The organism is Primorskyibacter sedentarius, from assembly GCF_004342065.1.
Lineage (GTDB): Bacteria > Pseudomonadota > Alphaproteobacteria > Rhodobacterales > Rhodobacteraceae > Primorskyibacter > Primorskyibacter sedentarius.
In genome coordinates this window covers 65,688-89,111 of record NZ_SLZU01000004.1, presented here as the reverse complement: position 1 = coordinate 89,111, position 23,424 = coordinate 65,688, and the positions used below count along the sequence as shown (strand labels likewise).

Here is a 23,424-nt window from a genome sequence, read left to right as displayed (position 1 = left end):
ATGTGGCAGCATGATGGCAACATGAGCCGTACCGACCGATTGCTTCGCCTGATGCAGGGGCTGCGCAGCCTCGAACCGCCTGTCACCGCCGCACGGCTGGCCGGAGAGCTGGGCGTGACCGAACGCACGATCTACCGCGACATTGCCACGCTGCGCGGGCTTGGCGCGGTCATTGATGGCGCGGCGGGCTTTGGCTACACGGTCATCGAGGATGCGAGCCTGCCACCCCTCGCCTTCACCGACGAAGAGCTCGAAGCGCTTGTGCTGGGCCTCCGAGAGGTGGAAGCCGTGGCCGACCCGCATCTTGGCGCCGCCGCAACGGCCGCGCTGGCCAAGCTGCGCGCCCGCCTGCCGGACCGGCAGGCCCATCGGTTGAAACACGCCGTGCTCAGCGCCCATCGCTACTTCCCCCCGCCGAGCGCGACGGTGGATCTTCGCGTGCTTCGCAAGGCCGCATGGGACGAGATGGAGATCCGGATTTCCTATCGCGACAAACACGGCCAGCCGTCGGATCGTCAGGTTCGGCCCCTGCAAATCGTGTTCTTTCAGGACAGCCACTGCCTTCTTGCATGGTGCTGCCTGCGCCGTGACTTTCGCGCGTTCCGGCTGGACCGTATCGCAACGCTTGACGTGACCGGCCCCAGTTTCCGGCCGCATCGGACATCTTTGCTGCGGCAGCATCTCGAACGGCTGAGAGGCCAGACAGACGGCTTCGGCGAAACCTCGCGGGAGCAGATCTGACCGCTTTCGAATGCCGGGCGATCGCGATATGATTCAGGCGATTTGCATGTCCGAGGTCAACGATGCGTTTCGTCTCTGTTTCACTGCTTCTCTCCCTTTTTGCGACCACAACCGGCAGCATGGCGGGCCCTGTCGAACGGTCCATCCGGCCGATGCCGCGCCCGATGCAGCAAAAAGTGGTCGAGATCATACCCGCTGCGGCCCCCGAAGCGTCGATACGGCCGATGCTGCGCCCAAAGGCGCAGGCAGGGACACCAAGACCGGCAACGGTGGCACCAGTCGATCCCGCCCTGCAACGCGGGCTTGAACGCTGGATCGCCGGGTTCCGCGCGCGGGCGCTCAGCGCCGGGATCAGCGCGTCGGTCTTTGACCGGGCGATGCGCGGCGTGCGCTATGACCCCGAGGTTATCCGCAGGGACCGCAACCAATCCGAATTCACCAAATCCATCGGCGACTATCTGGCCAGTGCCGCGTCTGACAGCCGCGTCGAGAATGGCAGGGCGGCGCTGCACCAGCACGGCACGGCGCTGGAGGCGATCGAAGCGCGCTACGGCGTCGAGAAAGAGGTCGTGGCCGCTGTCTGGGGCATGGAAAGCGCCTATGGCACGCGGCGCGGGTCCGATCCCGTGATCGGCTCGCTGGCGACGCTGGCCTTTGACGGTCGGCGGGGCAAGTTCTTTGAACAGCAACTGGTCGCCGCGTTGAAGATCCTGCAATCGGGGGATACGACGCCGGAAGACATGAAGGGCAGCTGGGCCGGCGCCATGGGCCATACCCAGTTCATCCCGACATCCTACCTTGCGCTGGCGGTAGACTTCACCGGCGATGGCAAGCGCGACATCTGGTCGGATGATCCAACCGATGCGCTTGCCTCGACCGCGAATTACCTCGCCAAAAGCGGGTGGAAGAAAGGCCAGCCATGGGGCGTTGAAGTCCGCATTCCGCAGGGTTTCGACTATTCCTTGGCGCGCCGCGATCTGACCCGTATGCCCAGTGAATGGGCCCGGCTTGGCGTGAAAGGCATGGATGGAAACGCTGTTCGGGATTACGGGCAGGCGTCACTGCTGCTACCTGCGGGCGCGCGGGGTGCGGCCTTCATGATCTTTTCCAATTTCAAGGCGATCGAGCGCTATAACGCCGCCGATGCCTATGTGATCGGCGTGGGTCATCTAAGCGACCGTCTGGGCGGCGGCGCCAAGATACAGGCCACCTGGCCCGAGGGTGACAGGGGGCTGACCTACAAGGAACGCAAGGAAATGCAGCAGCGTCTGACGGCGGCCGGTTTCAACACGGGCGGCGTGGACGGCAGGATCGGGCCCAAGACCGCCGCGGCCATGCAATCCTACCAGCGATCCGTCGGCCTGATCCCGGATGGCTACGCTTCGCAAAGCTTGCTGGAGCGGTTGCGCTAAGGACGCGATCCGTCATCAAGTGGGCAGTCGCCCTTGGAGCAAGCCACGACGCGGGCTTCGAGTTCAGCCGACGGATTGGGATGGCTCAGCCCCCCGCAGGGATCGACATGCATCACCAGTCCTTGGCGCGTGCTCTCGACAAAGGTCAGATAGGGCGTGCCGGGTTGCGGGCTGGCGCACCACGGTCCGAAACAATGCACACGCAGGGTGATGTCCCGCTCAAACTCTGCCGTGAAGCCGCTGCTGGTCAGCGTTCTGCCAGTCAGACGTGCCGGAATGTCGGTCTCTGGCGGCGTGGCTTGCTGGTTGTCATAGTCAACGACGGGCAGCGTTGCCGGATCAAAGTCGAGCACACCGGTGACGGCGTGATAGATCTCTTCTGCCGAGGCGGCGCGCTCGTAATCGCGGGCAATATCGGGGCGCATACAGGACAGCGCATCGGCCTGACCCGCGAAAAGCGCAAGCAGCGCTGCTAAGCCATACCGTGTCATAGGTGATCCTTGAACGCGGCAAGAACGCGGCCATAGACGTCTCGTTTGAAGGGCACGATATTGTCGACGAGTTCGCTGGCAGGCAGCCAGCGCCATTCCGAAAATTCCTGATGATCGTCGGCGTCAATGCGCACCTGATCGTCGGTACCATGGAACCTTAGCAGAAACCACTTCTGCTCTTGCCCGCGGTACCGCGCTTTCCAGATCCGGGGCACGAGGTCATGCGGCAGATCATAGGCCAGCCAGCCTTCGGTTTCGGCCTCGACGGTGACAAGATCGCGGGTGACGCCGGTTTCTTCTTCCAGCTCGCGCAAGGCGGCATCGCGCGGGGACTCTCCCTTGTCGATCCCGCCTTGCGGCATCTGCCATGCGGGCACGTCGCTATCGACGCGTTGGCCGACAAAGGCGTGCCCATCCGCGTTCACAAGCATCACTCCGACATTCCGGCGGTAAGGCAGTTTGGCGATATCTTCGGGGGTCATTGCAGTCACTCCGTCTGAAACGCGGCCCGGCGAAGTTTGCACTCCGCCGGGCCAGTTATCGGTAGATAGACGTGGGGCGCGGCACTGTGGTGACCCGCGCGAACACCGTCAGTCCTGAGAGCCAAGGGCGCTGAGCCCCTTGAGGATATCGATGGCATAGGCCAGCTGATAATCATCCTCGCGAAGCTTCGCCGCAGCCTCTGCCTTGGCGCGATCTTCTTCGATCTGGCGGATCTCATCCTCTGTCAGGCTGTCATTGTCGAGGCTGCCACGCAGGTCCGCCTCTGTCCGCGTGCGGGGTGTCGCGGCATCCTCGTCCTCTTCGGCCTCGGGCGCGCGGCGAGGCTGCTCGACCACGATGTCGGGCGACACGCCAAGCGCCTGGATCGACCGGCCAGATGGCGTGTAATACCGCGCGGTGGTCAGGCGCATGGCCCCGTCGCCGCGCAGGGGCATCACGGTCTGCACCGACCCTTTGCCGAAGCTCTTGGTGCCGACAACAATGGCGCGGCGATGATCCTGAAGCGCGCCTGCAACAATTTCGGATGCCGAGGCAGAGCCGCCATTGATCAGAACCACCAGCGGCTTGCCGTCAGACAGGTCGCCTTCGACATAGCTTTCGGCGTTGTAGCGTTCGCCATCCACAAGGTCGCGCCCGCGGGTGGACACGATCTCGCCCTGTTCCAGAAACGCGTCGGAAACCTTGATCGCCTGCGTCAGAAGACCGCCCGGATTGTTGCGCAGATCCAGCACGATGCCGTTCACATTCTCCATGCCGCCCGCCGCTTCGACCTGCTCTGCAAGACCTTCCTGCAGATTGGGGAAGGTCTGGTCGTTGAACGTGGTCACGCGCAACACGACGGTATCGCCCTCAAGACGCGTGCGCACGGCGGTCAGCTTGATGGTATCGCGAATGATCGACACGTCGAACGGCTCTGGATCGGCCTCGCGCACGACGGTGATGATGATCTCGGACCCGACGGGGCCGCGCATCATTTCCACCGCTTCATCCAGTGTCAGACCAAGCACGCTTTCACCATCGACATGGGTGATGAAATCACCCGCTTCGATGCCTGCCTCTTCGGCCGGGGTGCCGTCGATCGGCGAGACAACCTTGACGAAGCCTTCTTCCTGCGTGACCTCGATCCCCAGACCGCCGAATTCGCCCCGTGTCTGCACGCGCATATCGGCGGCGTCATCGGGGGACAGGTAGCTGGAATGCGGATCAAGCGAGGTCAGCATGCCGTTGATCGCGGCCTCGATCAGCTCTCCCTCGTCGACCTCTTCGACATACTGGGCGCGGATCCGTTCAAAGATGTCGCCGAAAAGGTCGAGCTGTTCGTAGACACTGCTCGACTTGGTCTGTTCCTGCGCCAGCAGCGGCCCGACGAACTGAGTCGTCGCGACCACGCCCGCCAGCGTGCCGCCCAGTGCTGCCATGACAAATTTCTTCATGCGTCATCCTTGTCGGTTGAAAACCACGTCAGGGGGTCGACGGGGTCGTCTCCCTCTCTGACTTCCATATAGAGCGTTTCTGTCAGCTCTGCGCCACCCTCTTCACCGGACTGTGACAGGACGGCATCTGTGGTGGGCATCTGGCCGCCCATCATGCCAACGGGGCTGCCCGCGGGCAAGACCTGCCCGGCGCGGCCGTAAACCTCTGCCAGACCGGCCAGAACGATCAAAAGATCGGCCTGCGGTTCCAGAATCGTGACCAGCCCGTAATCGAGCAGAGGCCCGACATAGCGAATTGTCGCAGCCGTGGGGATGGTGACAAGCGCGCGCGGTGCTGTCCCGATCACGACGCCCGGGCGTTGCACCCCGGCCGCATCCCGTTCTCCGGCGCCGCGCAGGATCTCTCCGGGTGCTGGCAGCGGCAGATAGCCCTTGCGGTCCGTGATCGAGGGCAGGCCTCCCTGCGCCTCGTCCTCTGTCATCTGGCCAAGCCCTGCGGCGAACTCCTCCAGCGTTTCAGTCCCGGCGATCAGGATCGCCGTGCGCACCGGGTCTTCGGTAAAGCGGCGCGGCAGGTCCTGACGTTCGTCGATGGCCTGACTAAGCTCGGTCCGGGCCTGCTGCACACCCGAAAGCCCCTCTGTCAGGCGGGTCACGGCCTCTTCCTGCATCTGGCGCAGCGCCGCAACCTCCTCCAGATCCGCGCGGAGCGCTGCGGCCTGCGTGGCCAGCGCCGGGGTCACATCGGAAAGCAACATGCCCGCGCGCGCCGTTCCGGTGGGACCGGACGGATGCAGCGCCAGCGTCGGGGCATCGCTTTGGCCGATGGTCATCAACGCGCCCAGAAGGCGGGAAATCTCCCCCTCCTGCGCCTGCAACGCCTGGCTCAGCTCCAATTCGCGGATCGAAACCCGGCGCAGCCCTTCGCGCAGGGCGGCCAGACCATCCTCGTAGGCCCGGACCGTCGTGGTCAGGGCCGCGACCCGGTCACGGGCGCCGTCGGCCTCGTCGAGTTGCTCTTGCGCCTGCACCAACGCCTCTGCCGCCGCGCGCGCCGCCACTGCGGGGTCGTCCTGCGCCAGCGCGGGCGCGGCCAGAAGGGTCAGAAGCAAGGCCAGATGTTTCATCGCCGGATCAGGCTTTCCCCGGTCATTTCGGCAGGCTTTTCAAGGCCCATCAGATCCAGCAATGTCGGCGCAAGATCCGCCAGACGCCCATTCGCGAGCGTCGCGCCTTCGGGACCGCCGACCAGAATAACCGGCACCGGGTTGGTCGTATGGGCCGTATGCGGCCCGCCGGTTTCGGGATCGACCATGGTTTCGCAATTGCCATGATCGGCGGTGACAATCATCGCGCCTCCGGCCTCTTGCAGGGCCTCGATCACGCGACCAAGCCCCTCATCCACGGCAGCGCAGGCTTTCATCGCGGCCTGCAAATCACCGGTATGGCCCACCATGTCCGGATTGGCATAGTTGGTCACGATCAGATCATAGCCGTGCCTGATCGCATCGACAAACTTGTCCGTCACCTCGACCGAAGACATCTCGGGCTGCATATCGTAGGTCGCAACCTTGGGCGACTTGGGCATGTAGCGATCTTCGTTTTCCTCGGGTTTCTCGCGGCCGCCGTTCAGGAAAAAGGTCACATGCGGGTATTTTTCCGTCTCGGCGAGGCGAAACTGGGTCTTGCCGTGATGCGAGACCCATTCGCCCAGCGTGTTGACGATCACTCGTTTGGGATAGGCCGTCTGCATGTAGGCCTTATGCGCATCCGAATATTCCACCATGCCCAGCATCGCCGCAAAGCCGGGCTTTGCACCGCGTTCGAACCCGTCGAAATCGGGCGCGCCGATCGCGGCCAGGATTTCGCGCGCGCGGTCAGCTCGGAAGTTGAGACAGAAGAATCCGTCGCCCTCAGACATCCCGGCATAGCCGCCGATCACCGTCGCGGGGATGAATTCGTCATTCTTTCCCTTGGCATAGGACTGCGCGACAGCCTCTTGCGCGGTGTTGGCGGTGGCCTGTCCTTTGCCGTGGATCATCGCATCGTAGGCCGTCTGCACCCGTTCCCACCGGTTGTCGCGGTCCATCGCGTAATAGCGCCCGATCACGGTAACGATGGTGATTGGCGCGCCAGCCTGCGCCGCCGCCCAATCCACGATATCCGCAATGAACCCCTTGGCCGAATCCGGTGCTACGTCACGCCCGTCGGTGATCGCGTGCAGCTGAACCGGCACGCCCGCATCCGAGATCATGCGCGCCGCCGCCTTGATATGGCTGATATGGCCATGCACGCCACCATCGGACACCACGCCCATCAAATGGGCCTTGCCGCCGGTCGCCTTGAGCTTGTCGATGAATGCCTTGATCGCTTCGTTTTCGAAGAAAGACCCATCCTCGATTGCCAGATCGATCTGGCCCAGATCCATCGCCACCACGCGACCCGCGCCAATATTGGTGTGGCCGACCTCGGAATTGCCCATCTGCCCGGTGGGCAGGCCCACATCCGGCCCATGCGTGATCAGCTGCGCATGTGGGCAGGTCTTCATCAGCCGGTCCATGGTGGGGGTATCGGCCAGAACGGGGGCATTCGCCTCGTGCTGGTCGGACAGCCCCCAGCCGTCAAGAATGCACAGAACGACGGGTTTGGGATAAGTCATCAGGCGGGCCTCCGCGTTGTCATGCCTGTTGTCTAGCGCAACGTCCGGGCGAAGCGAAGCGGGTTTTCCTGCGAATTCGGGCTATGCTGGCACTGATTTCCACCGCAGAGCACGACATGCCCTTCAAACTTGCGCGCAAGGCGATTAGGCAGAAGGGCAACCACGCTCACCCACCAGGACGCCCGCCATGAACATGCTCGACACTTTCGTCAAACCAATGCACCCGGAAGGGCGCAAATTCGTTGCGATCTTCGCCGCGATCACGCTTGTGCTGTTTCTCATATGGGAGGTGCTGGGCTGGATCGGCGTCGGGGCCACGGTCTGGTGCTACTACTTCTTCCGTGACCCCGAACGCGTGACGCCGCGCCGCCCGGGCGTTCTGGTCAGCCCTGCCGATGGCGTAATCTCTTTGATCGAACCCGCCGTCCCGCCGCAAGAGCTTGGCATGGGCGACAGGGCGCTGACCCGCGTCAGCGTGTTCATGAACGTCTTCAATTGCCATGTGAACCGCGCGCCGATTGCGGGCACTGTGGGCGAGGTTTCCTACCGGCCCGGCAAGTTCCTGAACGCGTCGCTCGACAAGGCCAGCGTGGATAACGAGCGCAACAGCCTGCGGATCGACATGGCCGATGGCAGATCCATCGCTGTGGTTCAGATCGCGGGGCTGGTTGCGCGGCGCATCGTATGCTGGACGAAGCCCGGAACCGAGCTGGCCACGGGCGAGCGGTTCGGGCTGATCCGCTTCGGATCGCGTCTGGACGTCTACCTGCCCGACGGGATCACACCGCTGGTCAGCCTTGGGCAGACGATGGTCGCGGGCGAGACAGTGATCGCGGAATTGACCGACGTGTCGACGACCTGACCGATGACAGACCAACCAGAACCGTCCCGCAAGGACTTCACGCTGATCCACCTGCTGCCGAACATGCTGACGGTCGGGTCGATCTGCGCCGGGCTGACGGCGATCAGGTCCGGCACGCAGGGGGATTTCCTGACAGCCGTCCTGCTGATTTTCGCGGCCTGCGTGCTTGACGGCGTGGATGGGCGGCTTGCCCGCGCGCTCAAGGTCGACAGCAAGATGGGCGCGGAACTGGACTCGCTCGCCGATTTCCTGAATTTCGGCGTAGCACCCCCGCTGCTGCTGTATTTCTGGGCGCTGGAGGACATGAGCAGCCTTGGATGGCTGTGTGTCCTGATCTACTGCGTCTGCTGCGTCGTGCGGCTGGCGCGATTCAACGTCGGCGCGAAATCGTCAGAACCACCGCTGGGACATGCCTATTTCGTGGGCGTGCCGTCGCCTGCGGGGGCGATGCTGGTGATGCTGCCGATGTACCTGTCCTTCGCCTTCACCGATCGGGCACTGGTCGCGGACCTGATCATCTGTCTTTACATGGTTGCGATCGGCCTGCTGATGATCAGCCGTATCCCGACATGGTCTTTCAAGACCACACGCGTGTCGCGCGAGAACGTGAAATACTTCCTCGTCGCGGTCGCCTTTGCCGGTGCGATGGTGCTGACCTATGCGTGGGTCACGCTGATCGTGCTGTGCCTGGGATATATCGCTACGGTGATCTGGGCGCTGCTGATGCATCGTCGCAAACGGCGGCGCAAGAAATAGGCAGCCCCGCCAACCTTGGATTGCTGCGCTGCAAGAGGCCGGACGGGTCGGCCGGCTGCTGTCGTCGCCGGAGCCGTGGCAGGCTTGGGGTGCCTTAACTCTCAGCCTCGGCCTGCAACGCCTTGGCGCGTTCATGCGAAATCCCAAGGACGTTTTCGATCTGGTGCAAGAGCAGATCTTCCTCGTCATGTTTGACGCCATCCGCATAAACCACGGCCCAAAGCGCGCGCAGCGTGGCTTCGCGCTCATCACTGCTGATCGCGTCGCGCAGGATCTCGGTCATTTCGGCGGTGTCGGGCATGCCTGCTTCCAGCTTTTCGCATGCAGCGCGCATCTTGGCGGAATCGACAGCGTTGAGCCCGTGACGTTTGCCCAAAACCCGGTCAATCAGGCTGATCTCTTCGAAAAGGTAGGCGTTGTCGGCCTTGGCCGCCCGCACCATGAGCGCGCCCATCGCATGCCGCGCATCCGCTTCGGGCAAAGGGGTCTGGTATCCCGTGGGGTTGCGAAAGAAGGCAATCAGGTTTTCGAACATGGCAGTCCCTGGATTTGTGACGCGCTCAGACTAGCGGCAATGCCCGCGCGGCAATAGGCCTGTCATCGCCATTTCATGCCCGTGATCAGAGAATTTTTGGCCTGTGCGATGCCGTCTTACCCGGCAATCACAGCCAAAGACGCAAAACGCCCCGCATTTGATTGCGGGGCGTGGGGTCGATACATCGTCCGATGGGCCGCGATCAGGCCGCGTTTGGCAGGATCACGATTTCCACACGGCGGTTCTGCTGGCGCCCTTCGGGCGTCAGGTTCGACGCGATGGGCTGGTCTTCGCCGCGGCCGAAGGACTGGATACGGCCAGAGGATACGCCGTTCGAGATCAGGATGCCGGAAACAGCCTGTGCACGACGCGACGAGAGACCTTGGTTGTAGGACGCCTCGCCCACGTTATCGGTGTGGCCGATGACCTGAACCGTGGTGTTCGGGTAGGATTGCAGGTTGCTGGCCAGCGCGCGCAGGTCAGACTGCAGGTCGGGGCGTACGGCGGTGCTGTCAGTGGCGAACAGGATGTCCTGCGGCAGGGTCACGATCAGGCGGTCGCCAGTGTTCACGATGCCGACATTGCTGCCCATCGTCTGGCGCAGCTCTGCTTCCTGCTTGTCGAGGTTGTTGCCGATCAGGCCGCCGATTGCGGCACCAGCAGCGGCCCCTGCGACGGTGTTCTTGACCCGGTCATCGTTGTTGCCGCCGATCACACGGCCCGCAACTGCGCCACCAATGGCGCCGATCAGTGCGCCTTGCTTGGCCTGACGGTTGGGATCGTTGGAGTAGTCGGTCGTGGTACAGGCCGTGACGGCCATCAGGCCGGCGGTTGCCAGAATTGTCGGGCGGAAGAAAAAGCTCATGTCGTGTTGCCTCGTTTGATTGCGCGCGCATTCTTGCGCGTTCGTGCCGTTTATACGGCATCATGTATCCCTGCCCAACCACTCGGCAAGGGGAAATCGGCAGGGTTCCGCCCATCGTGATCACGGTATGTGGTCAGGCATCGGCGCGCGCGCCTTCATAGGCCAGAATGGCGCGTTTGACCGGCAATCCCCAATGGTAACCGCCCAAGCCCCCCGATTTGCGCAGCGCGCGGTGGCAGGGGATGAGCAGGCTGATCGGGTTGCGCCCCACTGCCGTTCCCACCGCCCGCACGGCCTTTGGGTGGCCGACCGCCTGCGCAATTTCAGAATAGGTGGTGACGTGGCCGGAGGGGATACGCAGCAGCGCCTCCCACACCTTGATCTGGAAGGGCGCACCGATGAGGTAGAGCGGCGTGGGCTCACAGCTGGCGCCATCTGCACCAAAGGCTGCCAAAGCCCAGGGGCGCAAACGTTCTGCATCCTCGATGAAAGTCGCGCCGGGCCAGCGGCCGGTCAGGTCGGCCATCGCGACATCCTCGCCAAACTCGGACGAAAAGGCGATGCCGCAGATCCCCTTGTCGGTCCCCATGACCAGCGCGGGCCCGAACGGGCTGTCATACCACCCCCAATAGATGGTCAACCCAGCTCCGCCGCGTGCAAATTCGCCGGGGCTCATCGCCTCCCACCGCAGAAAGAGGTCGTGCAGGCGCCCGCCGCCCGAAAGGCCTGTCGAATGCGCGGCCTCCAGCGTCGTGAACCTCTCGCGCAGCAGCGCCTTGGCGTGGCCCAGCGTCAGATATTGCTGGTAGCGTTTGGGCGAAACCCCGACCCAGCGCGAAAACAGGCGCTGAAAATGCGCGGGGCTCATATCCATATCTGCCGCCAGTGATTCCAGCGTCAAAGGGTCCTGGGCCGCATCAATCAGCTCTATCGCCCGGCGCATGACGTGGAAATGATACCCACCTTCCGCAAAATCCTCTGGCATGTCGCATCCTTTCGTTTGCCCTATCCTACCGCGCGCGCCCACGCTGCTGCGACCCGAATATTGCGCATGTTGCCAAAGCCGTGCATACCGCCCGCCATGGCCAAGCAGCTCGATTATCATACGATCCGCGAGATCTTTGAACGTTTCCACGCCTCCGAACCGGAGCCGAAGGGCGAGCTTGACCATGTCAACGCCTTCACGCTTGTCGTGGCAGTGGCGTTGTCCGCACAAGCGACCGATGCGGGCGTGAACAAGGCCACGGCCAGGCTCTTTCAGATCGCCGACACGCCGGAAAAGATGCTGGCGCTTGGCGAGGAAGGCGTGATTGAACACATCAAGACGATCGGGCTGTTCCGCAACAAGGCCAGGAACGTCATCAAGCTGAGCCGTATCCTTGTCGAGGAATATGGCGGCGAGGTGCCCTGTTCGCGCGCCGCCCTGCAATCGCTGCCCGGTGTGGGGCGCAAGACCGCCAATGTCGTGCTGAATATGTGGTGGCATTACCCGGCGCAGGCCGTGGACACGCATATCTTCCGCTTTGGCAATCGTTCCGGCGTCTGTCCGGGCAAGGATGTGGTCGCGGTAGAGCGCGCCATCGAAGACAATATTCCCGTGGATTTCCAGCAACATGCGCATCACTGGATGATCCTGCACGGGCGCTATACCTGCGTCGCGCGCAAACCCAAATGTAACGCCTGCCTGATCCGTGATCTGTGCGAGTTTGAGGACAAGACCCCATGAAAAAATACCAGGTTGTCGGAATCGGCAATGCCGTCGTTGATGTCATCACCCAATGCGATGACAGCTTTCTGGAACAGATGGGCATCGACAAGGGCATCATGCAGTTGATCGAGACCGACCGCGCGCAGCTGCTTTATGCCTCGATGAAAGACCGCGTGCAGGCGCCCGGCGGGTCTGTTGCCAACACGCTGGCAGGTCTGGGCAATCTGGGGCTGCGCACCGGGTTCATCGGGCGCGTGCATGACGACGCTTTGGGCAAGTTCTACGCCAAGGCGATGAGTGATGACGGCACCGATTTCGTGAATGCCCCGGTGCCCGGCGGCGAATTGCCGACCTCGCGCAGCATGATTTTCGTCACCCCCGATGGTGAGAGGTCAATGAACACCTATCTTGGCATCTCGGCAGAGCTTGGCCCCGAAGATGTGCCGGACGAGGTGGCCTCCGAAGCTGATATCGTCTTTCTCGAAGGGTATCTGTTCGACAAGGACAAGGGCAAAGAGGCGTTCATCCGCCTTGCGCGTACCTGCCGCGCTGCCGGGGGGCTGGCCGGTATTGCGATCTCTGATCCCTTCTGTGTGGAGCGTCACCGCGAAGACTTTCTGAACCTGATCGAGAACGAGATGGATTACGTGATCGGCAACGAGGCCGAGATCCGCTCGCTGTTCCAGGACAACGATCTGGACGCTGACCTTGCGCGGGTCTCGGCCATCTGCCCGCTGCTGGTCTGCACGCGCTCCGGCGATGGCGTCACGATCATCCGCAATGGTGAGCGCACCGATATACCGGTCGATCGGATCGTCCCGGTCGATGCCACGGGTGCGGGCGATCAGTTTGCGGCCGGGTTCCTTTACGGGCTTGCGACAGGCGCGGATATGCCCACGGCCGGGCGCATGGGATGTGTCGCGGCGACAGAGGTCATCAGCCACATGGGCGCGCGCCCCGAGGCTAACCTGCTTCAGCTTTTCCGCCAAAACGGGCTGGCCTGAGCGCCTCAGGCGCGTTTTTCACGGGCTATTCACGCATTCCACCTGTGGACGGGCTTGGAGCGACTCAACCTTCGGCTGTATAATCCTGGCATTACCAGCCATGCCCCCTTGACCGGGGCGTGGCGATCATATGCTTTTTTTACAGTGAAGGAATGGTTCTGATGGCCCAATATATTATGCTGCGTGACGATAATGCTGCCATGCTGTCCCATCGCCGCGGCGGCACATTCAGGGGCCCCACTGCCGGGATTTTTGGCACCGAAGAAACGCTGTTTCCGCCGCCTGCCCCGACGATCGAAACACGTGACCTTACGCCGAATGACCTGCGGGATGCCAGCCGCGACCCCTCGATCCTGAGCCTTGCGCGCTCCATGCCCACGCGGCTGATCGAACCCGAACCGCTGGACGACGCAAGAGACGAGGACGCCGTGCCAGCCTGGGGCATTACCAGCGTCGGGGCCGATACCTCGCCCTTTGACGCCAGCGGTGTGCGCGTGGCGGTGCTGGACACCGGCATTGACGCCGATCATGCGGCCTTTGCCGGTGTGACCCTGACGCGCGCGGATTTCTCCGGCTCTGGCCTTCAGGATGCCAATGGCCATGGCACCCATTGCGCGGGCACGATCTTTGGCCGGGATGTCGAAGGCACCCGCATCGGGGTCGCGACAGGTGTGACAGACGCAGTGATCGGCAAGGTGCTTGCCGATGACGGGCGCGGATCGTCCGAGATGCTCTTCAACGCCATGCGCTGGGTGTCGGGCCAGGAAAACCCGGCGCGCGTGATCTCCATGTCGCTGGGTTTTGACTTTCCGGGGTTCGCAGAACGGCTGGTCACGGAAAACGACTACCCCGTGCTGCTGGCAACATCTGTCGCGCTGGAAGGCTACCGGATGAACCTGCGGATGTTCGATGCGCTGATGTCGATGATCCGGCGGCAGGCCGATTTCAACGGCGGCACGCTCGTAGTCGCGGCGGCAGGTAACGAAAGCCGACGCCAGATTTCGCCAGATTTCGAGGTGTCGGCCAGCGTGCCGGCAGCCGCCGAAGGGGTGGTATCGGTCGGGGCGCTTGGTCAGGGCGATGGCGGTCTGACCGTGGCGCCGTTTTCCAACACGAATCCGGTGGTCAGCGCGCCTGGCGTTGGCATCATCTCTGCAAGGTCAGGCGGCGGGTTGCGCAGCCTGAACGGCACCTCGATGGCCACGCCGCATGTGGCGGGCGTCACCGCGCTGTGGTGGCAGGCTCTGGCGCAATCAGGCGTGCCGCTTACTGCCCGCGCGGTCGAGGCGCGCCTGCTGGCAACTGCGATCACCTCCGGCTTTGCCCCGGGGACCGATCTGATGGATCGCGGTCAGGGGCTTGTGCAGGCGCCATCGGCGGCGATGAGCTGATCAGGAACGCAGTGGGCCGCGGGCAACCGCGGCTCACTCGCCCAGCTTGGCGTGAACCTCGTCAAGGTCGATCTCTCCGATCGGCATCTTGTTACCGGGATTGGCGAAATCATATTTGAACATCTGAAAGTCGCGCTTGTAGATCTCGTAGACCAGATGCATCGAAAGATCGTCGAAATAATCCTCGACCGGGTGCGCCCGCTTTGGCCCGTGGCCTTCGGATTCGTTGAAACGCGGAATTTCGGCAAGGTCGATGCCATGCTTGTGATCCACCGAATCCAGCACCTTTTGCATCCCCTCGTCGAATTTTTCCGTCCAGAAGATGTTGTCGTAGCGCCCGCCGTTGAGGATGAAGGTGCTGACATGGCCTGACATGGCCGACCAGTGGATGTCGGGCTCCATCGGTTTGCGCCACCGGATCGTGTCACGTGCAAACAGCAGAAAACGCCGGAAGCTCTTGATCTGGTCGAATTCCTGCTTTCCGTCCTCTCCGCCAACCTCGATGCCGTATTTCTGCGTCAGCATGGGCACCATGTTGCCCCGGTAGCGGCGGCCATTGCGTTGAATGCCGCAAATCTTGTCGAAATAAGACGAAAGGATGCGCGTATACGGATTGCGTACGCAGGTGAAGGCATAGGACTTATGCGCCTTCACGTTGGACTCTATGAGTGGCTGGCTGTCTTCCTGCGCCCATTTGTGAAGCCCGTGCTGAGCATCGTGAATGTCACCGTCGTAAAACGTGCCATGATCGGAATAATATAGGATCTGCCCGATGGTCGAGCAGGCGCATTTCGGCACCACCCGATACACCATACTTTCGCTTTCGGTCATCCAAACGCCGGGAAAACCCATAGTCACCGCCTCCAAACAGAGCGTCACGCTTGTGCCTGGACGCTTCTTCCGGACAAAAAAGCAAAGAAACCCGGTTTATTCAATCTCCGTTCCTCTCTACTACACGATACATCGGGTCAAGAAGGGATAAATGGTTGGCCGAATGGCGAGAATTGCCTTCATATTGCTGTGTCACAAGGACCCCGACGCCATCATCAAGCAGGCGCAAAGCCTGACTGCCGTCGGCGACTACATGGCCATCCACTTTGATGCACGGGCCAAGCCGGACGCCTATCGCAAGATACGCGCCGCCCTAGATGGCAACCCGAACGTCACCTTTGCGAAGAAACGCGTGAAATGCGGCTGGGGGGAGTGGTCGCTGATCCGTGCGACGCTCAACGCCGTACAGGCCGCGGTGGATGCCTTCCCGCGGGCCACGCATTTCTACATGCTGTCGGGCGATTGCATGGCGATCAAGTCGGCCGAATATGCCCATCAGTTCCTCGACAGCCGCGACGTCGATTACATCGAGAGCTTTGACTATTTTCAGTCCGAGTGGATCAAGACGGGCTGGAAGGAAGAGCGGCTAATCTATCGCCACTGGTTCAACGAACGCACCCAGAAGGGGCGCTTCTACGCGATGTTCGCGGTTCAGAAACACCTGGGCCTGACGCGGGAAATTCCGCAGGACATCGAGGTGATGATCGGCAGCCAGTGGTGGTGCCTGCGCAGGCGAACCGTCGAGATGATCCTGGAGTTCACTGAAAGGCGCCGCGACGTGATGCGCTTTTTCTCGACAACCTGGATTCCGGACGAAACCTTTTTCCAGACGGTGGTGCGCCACCTTGTGCCCCGCGAAGAGATCGACGGCAGGACGCTGACCTTCCTGATGTTCACCGATTACGGCATGCCGGTGAATTTCTACAATGACCACTATGACCTGCTGATCCGTCAGGATTTTCTCTTCGCGCGCAAGATCAGCCCGGAGGCAAAAGAGCTCAAACGCAGGCTTGGCGTGCTTTACGCGTCCCAAGGCGAGCATTTCGAGATTTCGAACGAAGGCCAGTCGCTGTTCAAGTTCCTGACCGGAAGAGGACGAATCGGCAGGCGGTTCGCGCCCCGGTTCTGGGAGACGGAAGCCAGCTTTGGCCGCGAACGCGAGTTGCTGATCGTGGTGTGCAAGAAGTGGCATGTCGCCAAACGGTTGCTGGAGCGTATTCGCCAGACCACCAACATCCCGGTGATCGAATACCTGTTCAATGAAGAAGGCACCTGGCTGCCCGATCTGGGAAACATCCAGACCTCGCTGTCCAAGCGGCATCGCCACCGGCGGTCGCTGATGAGGATGCTATTCGATTATTTCGAAACGGACCGGCTGATCGTGTGCATCGATCCGTCGGACCTCAACCTGCTGGAGGATTTCTGCCGCGACCGGTCCGTCACGCGCCTGCTGGAGATCGAATGCCAGTTCAGCGACGACTATCTGATCGGCCACGCCTCTCGCGTCGGTCTGGCGGGCGACCGCACGCCAAAGGACACGCTGGGTGCGCTCTTGCCCGCGATCCGGCTGGATATCGAACATGAGTCGGATCGCATTCGGGACGCAGGTTTCGCCAATCTCGGGCGGATGCGCGAAAGCGACCCGCCAGAGGCGAATGCCCGTGTCCTTGCGGATTTCCTGTCCGTTTCCTACGACAAGGCAATGGAAATCATCCAGGCGGACTATCTTTTTGCCGATTGACCCAATGATCGAGGATTCCGATGCCCTACAGCTATGACAACCAGAACATCTTTGCCAAGATATTGCGCGGCGAGATCCCCAACGACACGGTGATGGAGACAGACCACACGCTGGCTTTCCGCGACATCCACCCGCAGGCGCCGGTGCATGTGCTGGTCGTGCCGAAAGGGTCATATGTCTGCTACGATCATTTCGCCCGCGATGCCTCTGACGCTGAAATCGTGGATTTCAACCGCGTGATCGCTCGCGTCGTCGAACAAGAGGGTCTTCAGGCGGATGGCTACCGCACGATCTCCAACGCCGGAGAGGCCGGGGTGCAGGAGGTTCCCCATCTGCATGTGCATATCCTCGGCGGACGTCCGCTGGGCCGGATGCTGTCACGCGCCGACTGACCCGAAGACTGCCTTGTCGTCTGCCGCCCGCCCTCCCATATGAGGCGGGCAAAGGCGGCTGGCCGCACAACGACGGAGCTTCTTCCACATGGTGACCAGAGCGCGAATCGGGGCGATGATAGACCGTGCCTCCGTGCAGAATTTCATTCTGGGCGTGATCCTGTTCAACGCGGTGATCCTGGGTCTGGAAACCTCTTCGCAGGTGATGGCGCGCGTGGGCGGGCTGATCCATCTGCTTGATCAGATCTGCCTTGCCATCTTTGTGGCCGAGATTGCGCTGAAGCTTTACGCCCGCGGCCCGTCTTTCTTTCGCAATGGCTGGAACATCTTCGACTTCGTGATCGTCGGGATCTCGCTGGTCCCTGCGGCGCAGGGCCTGTCGGTGCTGCGCGCCCTGCGCATTCTGCGGCTGCTGCGGGTGCTGTCGGTCACGCCCTCGCTGCGCCGCGTGGTCGAAGGGCTGATGAGCGCCCTGCCCGGCATGGGGTCGGTTTTCCTGCTGACCGGGCTGATTTTCTATATCGGCGCGGTCATGGCGACCAAACTGTTCGGCGGCGCCTTCCCCGATTGGTTCGGAACACTTGCGCGATCGGCCTATTCGCTGTTCCAGGTCATGACGCTGGAATCGTGGTCGATGGGCATCGTCCGCCCGGTGATGGAGATTTACCCTTACGCTTGGGCGTTCTTTGTCCCCTTCATTCTGGTCACCACTTTCACGGTGGTGAACCTTGTGGTCGGCCTGATCGTGAATTCCATGCAGGAAGCTCACCATGAAGAAGACGTGGAGCGCACCGACAATTACCGCGATGAGGTCCTGACCCGGCTTGTCGAAATCGAAGCCTTGCTGAAGGAAACCCGCGACCGCCGTTAACGGCTGCGGGTCAGTTCCAGAAACACATCCTCAAGGTCCGGCTGTTCGGTGCGCACGTCGCGGATACGCACGCCCGCTTCCCGAACGGCCTGCAAGACATCGTCAGCGGCGATCTGGCCTGACCTGTAGCTCAACACCAGCGCCCCGTCTTCGCGGCGCTGTACCTCCACCCCCGGTGCGTCGGGCAGCTGCGTCGCATCGCCATCGGGCTGGATGATCATCTTGCGGGCGTCCATATGGCTCAAAAGGTTTTCCGTGCTGTCATTGGCCACGACCTCCCCGTGATGGATGATCGCGATCTCGTCGCACATTTCCTCGGCTTCTTCGAGGTAGTGGGTGGTCAGGATGATGGTCATTCCGCGCTCGCGGTTCAGGCGGCGGACATTTTCCCAAAGCATCTGGCGCAGTTCGATATCGACGCCGGCCGTGGGTTCGTCCAGCACCAGAATTTGCGGATCATGGACCAGCGCCTTGCCCAGCAGTAACCTGCGCCGCATACCGCCCGAAAGGGTGCGCGCGTAGACATCCGCCTTATCTTCCAGCCCGATCATCTTCAGTATCTCGTCCGACCGGCGCTGCGATTTCGGCACGCCATAAAGTCCTGCCTGCACCTCCAGCGCGCCACGCGGGCTGAAGAAAGGGTCCAAGTTCAGCTCTTGAGGCATCACCCCGATGGCCGCGCGCGACTGGCGCGGATTGCGGTCCTGATCAAAGCCCCAGATCGTCACCTTGCCCGCCGTCTTGTTCACCAGCCCTGCCAGAATATTGATCAACGTCGATTTGCCGGCACCGTTCGGGCCAAGCAGGCCAAAGACCGACCCCGCCGGAACGCTTAGATCGATGCCTTTCAGCGCCTCTTTGGCCGGGCTGCGTCCGGTGCCGCCATAGGTCTTGCGTACACCTTCGATACGGATCGCGTCCTGTGTCATCGCGTGGTCTTGCTCCTGATGCCCTGATCGCCCATAACGCAGGTAGTGCATTGCCAGCGAAAAGGGAACGCAGCACATGACAACGCAAGCGCCGGAAATCAAGATTGTCGACACTTTTCGCGTCGCCTGCGACGGTGGCGGTGCCGCAACCGGGCATCCGCGCGTCTGGCTACAGATCCCGCATGAGACAGGCTTTGTCGAATGCCCTTACTGCGACGCGAAATACGTCCACAAGGATTTCGAAGACAAGGCCTGACGGGTCGCCGACCGGCCGGGCCTTTCCGACCGGTCTTGGTGTTGCGGATGTGGCCGTGCCCCGTCGGGCCCGCGCCGGGCAAACTGGCCCCGAGATATTTTGAACCACCAAAGCTGCGGCAGAAAACTGCCCCCGGCCGTGTCGGCCCCGAGGGGTGTGGCCTCTGGCGCGCAGCCGTGGCACTGTCGCATCGGCGGCACGAGGAATGGGAGAACGCGTCATGGCATTCGGCAAAGGCTGTCACCTGCATCTGATCGACGGATCGGCCTTCATCTTTCGCGCATATCACGCGCTGCCGCCGCTGACGCGGAAATCCGACGGGCTGCCGATCGGGGCGGTTTCGGGCTTCTGCAACATGCTGCAGAAATATGTCGAGGATAATGCAGGCCCGGACGCGCCGACCCATGTGGCGGTGATATTTGACAAGGGCAGCCACACGTTCCGCAACGATATGTACGACCAGTACAAGGCCAACCGCGAGGCCATGCCCGAAGACCTGCGCCCGCAAATCCCGTTGACCCGGCGCGCGACCGAGGCGTTCAACATCGCCTGCAAGGAACTCGACGGATACGAGGCAGACGACATGATCGCCACGCTTGCCTGTCAGGCGCGCAAAGCTGGCGGGCGGGTCACGATCATCAGTTCCGACAAGGACCTGATGCAGCTTGTCGGCGACGGAGTCGAGATGCTGGACGCGATGAAAAACAAGCGCATCGACCGCGATGGCGTGTTCGAGAAATTCGGCGTCTGGCCCGACCGTGTGGTCGACGTGCAGGCTCTGGCCGGCGATTCGGTGGATAACGTGCCGGGCGCGCCGGGTATCGGGATCAAGACGGCCGCCTTGCTTATAAACGAATATGGCTCGCTTGAGGATCTGCTGGACCGCGCCGAAGAGATCAAGCAGCCCAAGCGGCGCCAGACCCTGATCGACAACCGCGACCAGATCGAGCTGTCCAAACGGCTGGTGCAGCTGGACTGCGAAACGCCACTGGATTTCGGCCTTGATGATCTGGAAGTGAAAGAGCCGGATCCTGATACGCTGCTGGGCTTCCTGACAGAGATGGAGTTTCGCACCCTGACCAAGCGCATCGCCGACGCGCTGGAGGTTGAGCCGCCGGTCATCCCCGACACGACGCCCGAAGGGGCCAACCCGCCCGAGGATGCGGTCGAAGCACCGCCCATTGATCCTGCCGCCTACGAATGCGTCCGCGACATGGCCGCGCTGGAGCGATGGATTGCCAAGGCCCGTGACCGCGGCTGGATTGCCATCGATACCGAAACCACCGGCCTGAACGAAATGCGCGTCGATCTTGTGGGCATCTCGCTTTGTGTCGAGGCGGGCGAGGCCTGCTACATCCCGCTGATCCACAAGGAGGCGGGCGGCGACGATCTGTTCGGCTCTGACGATCTGGCCGAGGGGCAGATGGGCGTGGACGAGGTGCTGGACGCACTGCGCCCGCTGCTGGAAGACCCCGCCGTGATGAAGATCGGCCAGAACATGAAATACGACGCCAAGATCCTGGCGCGGTATGGCGTGAAGATTGCCCCCATCGATGACACGATGCTGATGTCCTATGCCATGAATTCCGGGCTGCACGGGCATGGCATGGACGCGCTCTCCGAACGCTATCTCAGCCATTCGCCGATCCCGATCAAGACGCTTCTGGGCACCGGCAAAAGCCAGATCACCTTTGATCTTGTGCCCATCGACGAGGCCACGAAATACGCCGCCGAAGATGCCGATATCACCCTGCGCCTGTGGCAGGTCTTCAAGCCGCAGCTTCACAAGGCCAAGGTCACACGGGTTTACGAACGGCTGGAACGACCACTTGTGCCAGTGCTGGCCGAGATGGAAATGACCGGCATCAAGGTCGCACGTGACACGCTCAGCCGCATGTCCAACGCGTTCAGCCAGAAGATGGCGGGGCTGGAGGCCGAGATCCACGAGCTTGCGGGGCAAAGCTTTAACGTCGGCAGCCCCAAGCAGCTGGGCGAGATCCTGTTCGACAAGATGGGGCTGGAGGGCGGCAAGAAGGGCAAGACCGGCGCCTATGCCACCGGCGCCGATGTTCTGGAAGATCTGGCGACAGAGCATGAACTGCCGCGCCGCGTGCTGGATTGGCGGCAGCTGTCGAAGTTGAAATCGACCTATACCGACGCCTTGCAGGAGCATATCAACCCCGACACGGGACGGGTGCACACCTCCTATGTCATCTCGGGCGCGGCGACCGGGCGGCTGGCCTCCACCGATCCGAACCTGCAAAACATCCCCGTCCGCAGCGAAGAGGGCCGCCGCATCCGCGAGGCGTTCGTGGCCGACGAGGGCAAGGTGCTAGTCAGCCTCGACTACAGCCAGATCGAGCTGCGCATCCTTGCCCATATGGCCGGGATCGACGCGCTGAAACAGGCGTTCCGCGACGGGCAGGACATCCACGCCATGACCGCGTCAGAGATGTTCAACGTCCCGCTGGACGAGATGACCCCGGATGTGCGCCGTCAGGCCAAGGCGATCAACTTTGGCGTGATCTACGGCATTTCCGGCTTTGGCCTTGCGCGCAACCTGCGCATCCCGCGGGCCGAGGCGCAGGGCTTTATCGACCGCTACTTTGAGCGCTTCCCCGGCATCCGTACCTATATGGATGAAACCGTGGCCTTCGCGCGTGAACATAACCGGGTAGAAACGCTCTTTGGCCGGGTGATCCACACGCCAGAGATCAACGCGAAAGGCCCCCGCGCGGGCTTTGCCAAACGCGCCGCGATCAACGCGCCTATTCAGGGCACAGCCGCCGACATCATCCGCCGCGCAATGATCCGCATGCCGGATGCGATTGCCGACCTGCCAGCCAAGATGCTGTTGCAGGTCCACGATGAATTGCTGTTCGAGGTCGACACCGACGCCACGGATGGCCTGATCGCAGCCGCGCGTCAGGTCATGGAAAATGCCGCTGACCCGGTCGTGCATCTGGACGTGCCGCTGGTGGTGGATGCGGGCAAGGGCCAGAACTGGGCAGAGGCGCACTAGGCGCCTCTTACGCAGCTATGCACAAAGCGCTTTTCGCGCCCGCCTGACGCCTAAGTCCGCAGGGTCGCGAAATAGTCATCCCAGCTTTGATGCGCGCGCCCTGCGGCTGTCGCGAAATCGCTGCGGTTGTCCAGCGCCCCGTTACGAATCCCCTGGTAAATCCCGGCAATGATAGTGCCTAGGAACGCGCCAAGCTCTGCGATGCGATCCGCCCTGTAATCCTCAAAGGACATCGGCCGATAGACAAGCTCTGTCCCGAAGGCACTGTTCATGTAGCTGGCAAGCTCTGCCTGCGTCAGATGTGCGCCATGCAGGTAATAGGTCCGCCCGTTATGCTTTGCCTCGGTCAGCATGCGGCCATAGGCGTGGGCAAGCTCCTGTCGTGTCGTGTACCCGCATCTCCCATCGCCCGCACAATTGGCGATTTCGCCTGCCTCGCGGTAGCTGTCGATATATTCGACATCCGGCTCGATATAGATCCCGTTGCGGCCGATCACCCAGTCCAGCCCACTGCCGCGCAGATCCGCCTCTGTCTGGCGATTGCTTTGAATGATCGGAGAGAAACTCGTTCCTTCCTCCGCGCCCTGTACGCTGGTGTAGACGATTTTCCTGACGCCAGCGGCCTTTGCGGCCTCGATAACGTTGCAATGCTGCTGGATACGCAAATCAGGGGCGGCCATGCCGGACACAAGCAGCACCGTATCGACACCCGCGAGCGACGTTTCCAGCTGGGCAGGCTGATCATAGTCGCCGGGCCGCAATTCGACCCCAAGATCGCCTGCTTTTTCGGGGCTGCGGGCCAGTCCGACAACCCTCTCGCCCGTGGCCTGCTCTGTCAGCCCCCTGACAATCTCTGCGCCCAAGTGGCCGGTGACGGCGGTGACAGCGATGGTCATAAGCAGATCTCCTGATTGCGATTTCCGATGGCCGAATGATCCGGTGCCTTGGTGGCACTATATGGGGGCTATCACCTGTGTCTCCGGCAAAACTGCCAGCAATCCGCCCCGCCCAGTGTCTGGCG

General features: G+C 62.1%; 23 protein-coding genes. 12 read left to right on the top strand and 11 right to left on the bottom strand.

Features of this window, described 5'->3' with window-relative positions:
- Positions 1 to 21: 21 nt before the first annotated feature.
- Positions 22 to 741, top strand: coding sequence for a helix-turn-helix transcriptional regulator (locus tag EDD52_RS08525; RefSeq protein WP_132243869.1), 720 nt, complete (start codon positions 22 to 24; stop codon positions 739 to 741).
- 62 nt (positions 742 to 803) lie between these two features.
- A complete protein-coding gene (locus EDD52_RS08520; protein ID WP_132243867.1) occupies positions 804 to 2,153 on the top strand; it encodes a lytic murein transglycosylase in 1,350 nt (449 codons plus the stop codon).
- Here the strand turns inward: EDD52_RS08520 and EDD52_RS08515 are convergent.
- The 5 genes from EDD52_RS08515 to gpmI all read right to left on the bottom strand — a co-directional run bounded on the left by EDD52_RS08515 (position 2,150) and on the right by gpmI (position 7,240).
- Positions 2,150 to 2,644, bottom strand: a complete 495-nt coding sequence (locus EDD52_RS08515; protein WP_132243865.1) for a hypothetical protein — start codon at positions 2,642 to 2,644, stop codon at positions 2,150 to 2,152. The two genes, EDD52_RS08520 and EDD52_RS08515, sit on opposite strands and share 4 nt — an antisense overlap.
- Complete coding sequence (locus tag EDD52_RS08510) at positions 2,641 to 3,126, bottom strand: RNA pyrophosphohydrolase (protein WP_132243863.1); 486 nt, start codon at positions 3,124 to 3,126, stop codon at positions 2,641 to 2,643. Before EDD52_RS08510 ends, EDD52_RS08515 begins: the two co-directional genes overlap by 4 nt.
- Before the next feature lie 108 nt (positions 3,127 to 3,234).
- The gene (locus EDD52_RS08505; protein WP_132243861.1) at positions 3,235 to 4,581 is read right to left on the bottom strand and encodes a S41 family peptidase; all 1,347 of its coding nucleotides are present in this window, start codon (positions 4,579 to 4,581) and stop codon (positions 3,235 to 3,237) included.
- Positions 4,578 to 5,708: a murein hydrolase activator EnvC family protein gene (locus tag EDD52_RS08500; protein WP_132243859.1), complete on the bottom strand. Its 1,131-nt coding sequence runs from the start codon at positions 5,706 to 5,708 to the stop codon at positions 4,578 to 4,580. Before EDD52_RS08500 ends, EDD52_RS08505 begins: the two co-directional genes overlap by 4 nt.
- The gene (gpmI, locus tag EDD52_RS08495; RefSeq protein ID WP_132243857.1) at positions 5,705 to 7,240 is read right to left on the bottom strand and encodes a 2,3-bisphosphoglycerate-independent phosphoglycerate mutase; all 1,536 of its coding nucleotides are present in this window, start codon (positions 7,238 to 7,240) and stop codon (positions 5,705 to 5,707) included. Before gpmI ends, EDD52_RS08500 begins: the two co-directional genes overlap by 4 nt.
- 187 nt (positions 7,241 to 7,427) lie before the next feature.
- On the opposite strand from gpmI, the gene EDD52_RS08490 reads away from it, so the two are divergent.
- Together EDD52_RS08490 and pssA are read left to right on the top strand one after the other, a co-directional pair.
- A complete protein-coding gene (locus tag EDD52_RS08490) occupies positions 7,428 to 8,102 on the top strand; it encodes a phosphatidylserine decarboxylase (protein ID WP_132243855.1) in 675 nt (224 codons plus the stop codon).
- A gap of 3 nt (positions 8,103 to 8,105) precedes the next feature.
- Positions 8,106 to 8,858: a CDP-diacylglycerol--serine O-phosphatidyltransferase gene (gene pssA, locus EDD52_RS08485; protein WP_132243853.1), complete on the top strand. Its 753-nt coding sequence runs from the start codon at positions 8,106 to 8,108 to the stop codon at positions 8,856 to 8,858.
- A gap of 94 nt (positions 8,859 to 8,952) precedes the next feature.
- Here pssA and EDD52_RS08480 read toward each other — a convergent pair whose 3' ends face one another.
- The 3 genes from EDD52_RS08480 to EDD52_RS08470 all read right to left on the bottom strand — a co-directional run bounded on the left by EDD52_RS08480 (position 8,953) and on the right by EDD52_RS08470 (position 11,243).
- Positions 8,953 to 9,393: a tellurite resistance TerB family protein gene (locus EDD52_RS08480; RefSeq protein WP_132243851.1), complete on the bottom strand. Its 441-nt coding sequence runs from the start codon at positions 9,391 to 9,393 to the stop codon at positions 8,953 to 8,955.
- A 202-nt stretch (positions 9,394 to 9,595) separates the two neighbouring features.
- Positions 9,596 to 10,258 (bottom strand): YiaD family glycine zipper/OmpA-like lipoprotein, encoded by a 663-nt coding sequence (locus EDD52_RS08475; RefSeq protein ID WP_132243849.1) that lies wholly within the window; start codon positions 10,256 to 10,258, stop codon positions 9,596 to 9,598.
- A 133-nt stretch (positions 10,259 to 10,391) separates the two neighbouring features.
- Positions 10,392 to 11,243: a methylated-DNA--[protein]-cysteine S-methyltransferase gene (locus EDD52_RS08470; RefSeq protein WP_132243847.1), complete on the bottom strand. Its 852-nt coding sequence runs from the start codon at positions 11,241 to 11,243 to the stop codon at positions 10,392 to 10,394.
- Between the two features lie 96 nt (positions 11,244 to 11,339).
- Here EDD52_RS08470 and nth point away from each other — a divergent pair, with 96 nt between their 5' ends.
- The 3 genes from nth to EDD52_RS08455 all read left to right on the top strand — a co-directional run bounded on the left by nth (position 11,340) and on the right by EDD52_RS08455 (position 14,361).
- Positions 11,340 to 11,984: an endonuclease III gene (gene nth, locus EDD52_RS08465; protein WP_132243845.1), complete on the top strand. Its 645-nt coding sequence runs from the start codon at positions 11,340 to 11,342 to the stop codon at positions 11,982 to 11,984.
- A complete protein-coding gene (locus EDD52_RS08460; protein WP_132243843.1) occupies positions 11,981 to 12,970 on the top strand; it encodes an adenosine kinase in 990 nt (329 codons plus the stop codon). Before nth ends, EDD52_RS08460 begins: the two co-directional genes overlap by 4 nt.
- Positions 12,971 to 13,131: 161 nt before the next feature.
- Positions 13,132 to 14,361, top strand: a complete 1,230-nt coding sequence (locus EDD52_RS08455) for a S8 family peptidase (protein ID WP_132243841.1) — start codon at positions 13,132 to 13,134, stop codon at positions 14,359 to 14,361.
- 33 nt (positions 14,362 to 14,394) lie between these two features.
- Here the strand turns inward: EDD52_RS08455 and EDD52_RS08450 are convergent, their stop codons facing one another.
- The gene (locus EDD52_RS08450; protein WP_132243839.1) at positions 14,395 to 15,213 is read right to left on the bottom strand and encodes a sulfotransferase family protein; all 819 of its coding nucleotides are present in this window, start codon (positions 15,211 to 15,213) and stop codon (positions 14,395 to 14,397) included.
- Between the two features lie 142 nt (positions 15,214 to 15,355).
- On the opposite strand from EDD52_RS08450, the gene EDD52_RS08445 reads away from it, so the two are divergent.
- The 3 genes from EDD52_RS08445 (at position 15,356) to EDD52_RS08435 (ending at position 18,196) form a co-directional block, all read left to right on the top strand.
- A complete protein-coding gene (locus EDD52_RS08445; RefSeq protein WP_132243837.1) occupies positions 15,356 to 16,933 on the top strand; it encodes a DUF5928 domain-containing protein in 1,578 nt (525 codons plus the stop codon).
- A 20-nt stretch (positions 16,934 to 16,953) separates the two neighbouring features.
- Positions 16,954 to 17,325, top strand: a complete 372-nt coding sequence (locus EDD52_RS08440; protein ID WP_132243835.1) for a histidine triad nucleotide-binding protein — start codon at positions 16,954 to 16,956, stop codon at positions 17,323 to 17,325.
- 88 nt (positions 17,326 to 17,413) lie between these two features.
- Positions 17,414 to 18,196, top strand: a complete 783-nt coding sequence (locus tag EDD52_RS08435) for an ion transporter (protein WP_132243833.1) — start codon at positions 17,414 to 17,416, stop codon at positions 18,194 to 18,196.
- On the opposite strand, the gene EDD52_RS08430 is transcribed toward EDD52_RS08435, so the two are convergent.
- Positions 18,193 to 19,125, bottom strand: coding sequence for an ABC transporter ATP-binding protein (locus tag EDD52_RS08430; RefSeq protein ID WP_132243831.1), 933 nt, complete (start codon positions 19,123 to 19,125; stop codon positions 18,193 to 18,195). The genes EDD52_RS08435 and EDD52_RS08430 overlap by 4 nt on opposite strands.
- Positions 19,126 to 19,201: 76 nt before the next feature.
- On the opposite strand from EDD52_RS08430, the gene EDD52_RS08425 reads away from it, so the two are divergent.
- Positions 19,202 to 19,381, top strand: coding sequence for a zinc-finger domain-containing protein (locus EDD52_RS08425; protein WP_132243829.1), 180 nt, complete (start codon positions 19,202 to 19,204; stop codon positions 19,379 to 19,381).
- A gap of 220 nt (positions 19,382 to 19,601) precedes the next feature.
- On the top strand, positions 19,602 to 22,403 hold the full coding sequence (gene polA, locus EDD52_RS08420; RefSeq protein WP_243651878.1) for a DNA polymerase I: 2,802 nt from the start codon (positions 19,602 to 19,604) through the stop codon (positions 22,401 to 22,403).
- A gap of 50 nt (positions 22,404 to 22,453) precedes the next feature.
- On the opposite strand, the gene EDD52_RS08415 is transcribed toward polA, so the two are convergent.
- The gene (locus EDD52_RS08415) at positions 22,454 to 23,299 is read right to left on the bottom strand and encodes an SDR family oxidoreductase (RefSeq protein ID WP_132243825.1); all 846 of its coding nucleotides are present in this window, start codon (positions 23,297 to 23,299) and stop codon (positions 22,454 to 22,456) included.
- Positions 23,300 to 23,424 lie beyond the last annotated feature (125 nt).